Origin of the sequence: Sulfurimonas sp., assembly GCF_016744025.1 — a bacterium.
Lineage (GTDB): Bacteria > Campylobacterota > Campylobacteria > Campylobacterales > Sulfurimonadaceae > Sulfurimonas.
In genome coordinates this window covers 1-7,796 of record NZ_JADGFC010000121.1, presented here as the reverse complement: position 1 = coordinate 7,796, position 7,796 = coordinate 1, and the positions used below count along the sequence as shown (strand labels likewise).

Genomic DNA, 7,796 nt, shown 5'->3' with positions numbered 1-7,796 from the left:
GTTTGAGTAAAAGCTTGAAGTTAAATTTAGTAGATTATTATTTGGTCAATTATCAAAAAAAGAGAGTTTTTAAACCCCCGTTTTTTTAATTAAGTCTAATGTTCTACAACTTTGCCGTATTGAAACTGAAAAAACAAATAATGCAAATTGAATAGTTCCTTATCCTGCATATGTTTTATCTTTGGAGATATAGATGACTCTGGTAAAAAAAAATGATGGTTAGAAGTTTTAAAAGATAGTGGTGATTGTAAGAAAACTAACTGAGCATAAAGCCCAAAGATAAGGCTTTATGGAGTTTAGTGTTTAGAGTTATGTCTATAAGTTTTTTCTTCTGCAAGCATTGTAGATAATATCTCTACTACTTGTTTACTTGCATCTTCAGCATTTTTAAAGTAAGTCATTACATTTTCAGACTCTTGTACACAAGTACCTTTATCAACACATTCAACTGCTTTTTTTATGTTGTCATGAACAGATTTATGTGGTGCAGCCATTTTAGAATAACTTGCGCACTTTCCAAATTTCTCTTTACCATTACCTTCAAAGTACCATTTACCAAGTCTACACTCAGTATCTGCTGCAAAATGACTTTGAATTTCGTCACTAAAGACAGTTTTATAACCATTCGCTTTAAATATAAGATGATCAAGTTTACTAAGAACCATAAATATAGCGTAAGTTACATCTTTGTTTTCCATAGAGATTATTTGTGAATTTTCAGATAGTTCTTGCATTCTACCTTGGAATAAATCCATTTGCTCGTTAGAGTTAGTTGAGAGCTCTTCCATAGCTTTAGAGTGTTCATGTACTTCTTGAGTATTTTGTTTAAGACTCTGTACTGTTATCTCTACTTCACTTGTAGCTTTTTGTGTACGTTCTGCAAGTTTTCGAACTTCATCCGCAACAACAGCAAAACCACGACCATGTTCTCCTGCACGAGCAGCTTCAATAGCAGCATTTAGTGCAAGAAGATTAGTCTGATCTGAGATATCTTTAATAAGGTTAATAACGTCAGAGATGCTACCAACATTTTCATTTAGAGTATTAACTTGATCAAACGTACTTGTAATGTGTTCAAGTAGTGATGTCATTGTTTCTGAAAGAATATTGACATCGCTAGAACAGCTATCCGTAAGAGTGTTATTAGTAGAGTTTCTAACATCAACATCTTCAAGTGCACTAAGATTATTGCTTAAGTCACTTTGTAAGATTTTAAGATCTCTATCACAAGCGTTTGTTAGACCATCTGTTAATGACCTAATCAAGACATTCATATTATGACTATCATCAGTATGTCCAACTTTTTCTTCAAGTTGAGCTATTCTGTTATTTGCACTTCTTAGTTCATCTTGAAGAGAGTTTATCTCTTGTGTTTTTTCTTTTAGCTCAGCCTCAAGCTTTTTGTCGTTTCCAAATAACATTATTTAATATCTCCACTTTAGTATTGTTTGTAAAATATTACAATTTTTAATGTTATATATAGATAAAATATGCTAAATATGCACAATAAAGATTTTTTTATATTACTTATTATGTTAACTCAACCATCTCCGTAGCTCTACCTTGAATAATATAAATGTCTTTCTCGTGAAGCTTATTTAGAGTTTCCATAGTCATAACTCCTGTTGCTATAAGAGAAATCCCTACTGTATTTGTAATAAGCCTAAGAGCAGATAGTGCTTGGTCACTTTGACTAAGGAAGTAACTAGTCTCACCTTTGATATATACTGGTCTTAAATCTTGAAGATATTGATAGTCAACACTTTCACCAATAAACTCAAAGAGACCCATATCTATGTTATGTTTTTCAAAGAGTGCTTTATATCTTTTGATAAGAGTTGAGTTTTGACGAACTAGCTTATCTGGCATCTCAATGATGAGTTTAAATGGAAGCTTAGAAGCGTAAACATTAAATAGCTCATTCATACTTTCATATGTATTGTCTTGAATAAGATAGTCAAAAGGAAGTCTAAGTGAACAGATAGAACTCTTTAGGGTCATATCCGGAGTTTTAAACATCATGCTAAGAACATTATCATAAATACTAGAGCTAAGTCCGGCTTGGTTTGCCGGAGCCATAAACTGACCGTAGTAGTAAGTTGTATCTTTATCAACTTTAAGAGTAAGACTAAGAACATTGTGTGCTACTTTTCTCATTTTTGCATCTACTGCTGTCCATGATACAAAGTTAAAATTATTTTTCTCTATAGCATCGTGGATGATTTTTCTCCAAGCTTCTTTTCCCATAACTTCTACAGCGTTTTCAGCTTTTTCTAGATGAATCTTAGAGTCTTTAAACTTTGCTTGTGCAAGAGCATTATCTGTGTGAGAAAGAACTTGACCAATATTTTCTTTAAAATTATACTCGTATAGTCCTTCTGCAACATAGACTATATTTTCATCTAACTCAAAAGACTTAATACTAGTGCTAACAGCAGAAGAAATACCTTCAGCAAGGGCTAATCCTTCCATTGCTGAACAATCAGGGAGTAAGATTGAAAACTCCGTACCATTCATTCTTGAAACGATAGAATTATCAAAATTACTTGCATGAGCTCTAAAAATATCTGCTATATTCATAAATAGTTTATCAACATCTCTGTGACCTATTTGTTCATTTGCTTCTATGATTCCGTTTAGAGCTATCATCATATTTAAACCACCTTTTGAAGTGGCATCTATTTTTAGATACTCAGGAAGTTTATCAATAAGATATTTACGGTTTCTAAGTTTTGTAGCTTTATCTATATATTCAAGCTCTTTTTGGCGTTTAAGTTCTTCATTACCCTTGTCAAACATAGCTTTAACTTTTGAAACCATATTGTTCATACCAAGAACAACATCTTTAAACTCTTTAGTATAAGGAATATTATCTTGGATGATAAACTCATTACGTATAACTGCTTCAGCTTGTCTTTGAACTTCTTTTAGTGGTTTGAGTATCGCTATAAGAATAAGGTTTAGTATAACAAGACCAACAAATGCGATAATACTAAAAGATGCAAGAAGATTGATTAAAATTGAGTATAGTTGTATATATGCATAAGACTCATCGCTTTGTACATTTAATATTCCAACTTGGCTCCAACCAGCAGATACATTTGCAGATGCTATCGGTGCTTGGATATTTATAGCCTTTAAAAACCACTCAGGAACATCTACTATATCACTCTCTAATTTTCTATCATATAAAATATTTTCATCAACATCTAAAAGGGAAATACGACGGTAATTACCACTGTCAAAGTTGGCGTTTATCATGGTTGACATTATTGAAATATCACCATTTGCCGTTCCTAGTGAAAGACTAAGTGAACTTGCTGTATTTTTAGCATCTTCGTAAAGTCTATCTTGTACTGATTCATTTGCACTTTGAAAGTTTAGTGTTAAAACGGTTGCCAAAATTATAAGTAAAAATATGGATAGCATTATTGCTATTTGTCTAAAGAGTGTCATATTTTTTTCCTTTTCATATTAAGTTTTAGTTCATCCCATTTTTTGTGGGCTTTTTTCTTTTTCACTTTTTTACCAGTACCTTTTTTACTTGCTTTATAAAGGCTATCTCCATTAAAGTTATAAATGGGAGTTAGATCTTTCCTCTTTGAAGCAGGAAAAATTCTGCGATTGTAATTATCTAAAATAAGTGGTTCACTGCGGGGTGTTTTAAAGTAAGTAAGAACCATATGAGCAGCTGTGAATTTACTAGATTTAACATAGGTAAAAAATAGTTTTTTAGAATCTACACCAAGATATCTAAGAGCAAAATACTTAGATATAACATAGTCTTCACAATCTCCCATATCCTTACCTAGAAATTCCCATGGGGTCGCCCAATAGTCTCTTTTACGATAGACTTTTATATCAGTTTTATATCTTACTTCATTAAAAAAAGTATTGACTTCTTTTAGCTTTTCTAAGTCACTTGCATCTTTAACTGAGTCTAATGTTTGTTGAAGAAAAAAGAATCTTTTTTTTGCATAAACCTTATACTTTTTTCCTATCTTATCAAGTAGCTCTTTCTCCACATATGGCTTCGCAGATGCATATGTAATATTTGACAATAATAGTAATATAAAGAAAAATATCTTAAGATTATTCATAAAGTGATTATATCTAAACTAATACAACTCCATCCAAAACAACGAGAATAGTTAAGGATTAAAAATCATATTATAAGGGCATATATAATTTTGTATCTAATAGCACTCTGAAATTAAAATAGAAGCTTTTTTTAAATATAATCAAGAAAAATATTAAGGAAACAATAATGAGTGATACAAATAACGGTTTTTTAAAAAGAGCTGACGCACATATAGCCCTTGCAAATGAACAACTAGGTCAAGAAGTAACTCAAGGTGAAGTAAGTGCTTCATTTTCATATGGAGCTGCAAGATTCAATGCATGGATGGCTGCATCTTCAGTTGAATCAGCACAAGATTTAATTGATGATAAAGATAAAATTGTAGATTATTTTATGGGTGAGTATAAGTTAGCACTAGAAGAACATATAAAAAATCATATAGAAAATTTTGAATCTTAATTAAATAAGTTTGTCCTTAGGACAACTTGTTTAAAAATTTCTTTTACACTACTTTAACATCATTTATGTTAAAATTTATTTTTCTCATAAAACTTTTTTAGAATGTCTTAAGTCATGATTTTTGTAAAATAAGTTAAGTTTATTATTCACAAAAAAGGCTTTAGATGTATAAAACTCTACTACTTCTAATATTATTAATAACATCTGTATATAGTAATACTCAAAACACTTTAGAAAACAAATCTATGATCTTTACTAATGAAGAAAGAGCATATTTAAAAAATAAAAAAGAACTAACTGTAGCAAACTTAGGAACGTTTCCACCCTTTAATTATTATGAAAATGACACTCCTCTAGGTTACACTGTTGATTATATGAATCTTATGAGTAAGTATATGGAAGTAGATATAAAGTTCATAAGTAATAAGCCTTTTAAAGAGTATTTAAAAATGCTTAAAAATAATACTATAGATATTATTCCTCATTTAGCTGTAAATGAAGAGAGAGAAAAATATGCGTTATTTACAGAGTTTAACCATATCGAATACACAACGGCAGTCGCTATAAAAAAAGATATAGATATAAAATCTATGAAAGAGTTAAAAGATAAAGTCATAGCCGTAACTAATAAATCATTTCTTCATACTTTTTTAAAGAAAAAATACCCTAATCAACCATTGTATCTAGCAGCTTCAACAAGCGAAGGATTGGAGGCTGTTTCTACAGGTAAAGCAGACGCAGCAATTGGTAGTTTGCCAACTTCACAGTATTTTATACAAAAAAATTGGATAAGTAATGTAAAAACTATCAGCTTAGATGACCTTGGTTTATCAAAAAAGACACAACTTCCTATGGCTGTACAAAAAAATAGTTATCTATTAAAATCAATCTTACAAAAAGTAAATAATGAAATTCCTTACTCTGAGATAGTTAAGCTAAAACAAAAATGGATGAATTTAAAGTCAAATGATTACCTAAACAATAAAGAGCTTGAATATTTAAAAAATAAGAAAATTATAAAGATGTGCGTACTTCCTGATTGGCTCCCATTTGAGCAGATTGATGAAAATGGGAAACATAAGGGTATTGGCAATGATGTTATGAAAATTGTATCAAAATATATTGATACACCAATAGAATTAGTTCCTACAAAGTTATGGTCACAGTCTTTACAAAATATTAGAGATAGAAAATGTGACATATTACCTGTTGCCATGGATTTACCTGGTCGTAGAGATGCAATGAATTTCACAAAGCCATATGTTACAGAGCCATTTGTAGTAGCAACTAAAGTAGAAGAACAATTTATAAAAGAGTCAAAAGAGTTAAGTAATAAGAAAATAGGAATTGTGAAAAGTTATGCATTTATAGAAGTTTTAAAGAAAAAAGTTCCTTCTATCCAAATAATAGAAGTGAAAAATACAAAAGAGGGTTTAGAAAAAGTTAGTAGTGGAGAACTCTTTGGTTATGTAGATACTATGCCGACAATAAGTTATGGTATTCAAAAATACTCGATTATAGACTTAAAAATTGCGGGTAGATTAGAGTTTGATATAACCTTGAATATTGCCTCACGTAATGATGAACCAATTTTAAATACTATTATGCAAAAGGCCCTTGATTCTATTAGTGAAGAGCAAAAACATGCTTTAGTTGGACGATGGGTATCTATTAAAGTAGCTCAAGAGTTTAACTATACTCTGTTATGGCAAATTAGTGGTGTTTTCATTATTATAGTACTCTTAGTTTTATATAGAAACTGGTCAGTTGAGATTTTAAATGAAAAATTATTTGCACAACAAAAAATGGTTGATAAATATGTATTAATCTTAACAACAGATACAAAAGGGATTGTAACAGAGGTAAATGATGCTTACTGCAAAGTTGTTGGTTATACAAAAGGTGAATTAATAGGTAAATCACATTCAATGATGAGACATCCTAGCGTAGATGCAAAGGTTTTTAATGATTTATGGAAAAGTATTGAGCAAAATAAACCTTGGGTAGGTGAAATTCAAAACTATACTAAAAATCGCGAAACTATTTATTTCAATGTATCTATAGAATCTATTATAAAAAATGCTATCAAAATCGGATATAGAGCTATTTCAGAAGATATCACAGATAAAAAGAGAATAGAAAAACTTTCAATAACAGACCAACTTACTCAGCTAAATAACAGAATGAAATTAGATGAAGCATTTAAAGTAGAGATTGAACGATCAAAACGATATAAACATCCATTTTCGATAATACTTATTGACATTGATAATTTTAAATTAGTGAATGACACTTATGGACATGATATAGGAGATAAAACACTTATAGATATAGCTGGTATATTGAAACAAAGTGTTAGAAATACAGACATGGTAGGTCGTTGGGGAGGAGAAGAGTTCCTTGTACTTGCTCCAGAAACAGACCTTGAATATGCAATGAAGTTAGCAAATAAAATCAGAAAAAATATTGAATATCATGAGTTTAAACAAGTTGGAAATACAACAGCAAGTTTTGGTGTTTCTACATTTAGAGAAGATGACACTCAAGAAACACTTGTGAAAAAAGTAGACATTGCACTATATAAAGCAAAAGAAAATGGTAGAAATAGAGTAGAGTTCTTTTAACTCTACTCTTTCCACTTAGACTCAAATGGAACTCTAGTTCCATCACCTGTAGAATACTCTTGTAGTGAATTTTCTTTAGACTGAATAACAATGTATGTCATTGTCTCATCTGATGAATTACGTATACCTCTTATCCCATCTGGGGCAACTCTTATTACGCTACCTTCTTTTATATCAAAGCATTTGTCATCTACTTGAAAAAGACCAAAACCTTTTAATATAATATATGTCTCTTCATTTTTTCTATGTATATGAAAATAAGGTTGTTCAGATTTAGGAGCAAGTGAGTTAAATGAAATTTCTGAACCGGTAGATTTTATAGCATCTTTTAAAAACACTTTTCCCTCTATTTCTTTTTTATTAACTGGGTGAAGTAGAGAGTATTGCATTAATTTTTCAAGATTATCTAAATCTATTGCAGTGTGATTAGTACCTTGGGATAAGTCTTTAATTTGTTTCATATTTGTTCCTTTTATTTTAAATCAAACATATGAGTAAATGATACTATAAAGATTTTATTTTTTACTTCTTTATTAATTCGCCAATTCCAACAACAAGTGCAATTTCCACCTAAATTAGCTAGCTAATCTTTTACTCATTTCACTGAAAAACACTTCATACGGAGTTTTGTA

General features: G+C 30.2%; 6 protein-coding genes. 2 read left to right on the top strand and 4 right to left on the bottom strand.

From position 1 onward, the window contains the following. Positions 1–296: 296 nt before the first annotated feature. The 3 genes from QZZ48_RS12900 to QZZ48_RS12890 form a co-directional block, all read right to left on the bottom strand. On the bottom strand, positions 297–1,421 hold the full coding sequence (locus tag QZZ48_RS12900; protein ID WP_294966542.1) for a methyl-accepting chemotaxis protein: 1,125 nt from the start codon (positions 1,419–1,421) through the stop codon (positions 297–299). Between the two features lie 109 nt (positions 1,422–1,530). Continuing rightward, entirely contained in the window at positions 1,531–3,456 is a 1,926-nt protein-coding gene (locus QZZ48_RS12895; RefSeq protein WP_294966540.1) for a LapD/MoxY N-terminal periplasmic domain-containing protein, read from the bottom strand. Continuing rightward, positions 3,453–4,100 carry a transglutaminase-like cysteine peptidase gene (locus QZZ48_RS12890; protein WP_294966538.1) on the bottom strand — a complete coding sequence of 216 codons (648 nt, stop codon included), beginning with the start codon at positions 4,098–4,100 and terminating at the stop codon, positions 3,453–3,455. Before QZZ48_RS12890 ends, QZZ48_RS12895 begins: the two co-directional genes overlap by 4 nt. Positions 4,101–4,267: 167 nt before the next feature. On the opposite strand from QZZ48_RS12890, the gene QZZ48_RS12885 reads away from it, so the two are divergent. Both QZZ48_RS12885 and QZZ48_RS12880 read left to right on the top strand, forming a co-directional pair. Then, positions 4,268–4,540: a DUF3144 domain-containing protein gene (locus tag QZZ48_RS12885; protein ID WP_294966536.1), complete on the top strand. Its 273-nt coding sequence runs from the start codon at positions 4,268–4,270 to the stop codon at positions 4,538–4,540. Between the two features lie 164 nt (positions 4,541–4,704). Then, the gene (locus tag QZZ48_RS12880; RefSeq protein WP_294966534.1) at positions 4,705–7,164 is read left to right on the top strand and encodes a transporter substrate-binding domain-containing protein; all 2,460 of its coding nucleotides are present in this window, start codon (positions 4,705–4,707) and stop codon (positions 7,162–7,164) included. 2 nt (positions 7,165–7,166) lie between these two features. Here QZZ48_RS12880 and QZZ48_RS12875 read toward each other — a convergent pair whose 3' ends face one another. After that, the gene (locus QZZ48_RS12875; RefSeq protein ID WP_294966532.1) at positions 7,167–7,625 is read right to left on the bottom strand and encodes a cupin domain-containing protein; all 459 of its coding nucleotides are present in this window, start codon (positions 7,623–7,625) and stop codon (positions 7,167–7,169) included. Positions 7,626–7,796 lie beyond the last annotated feature (171 nt).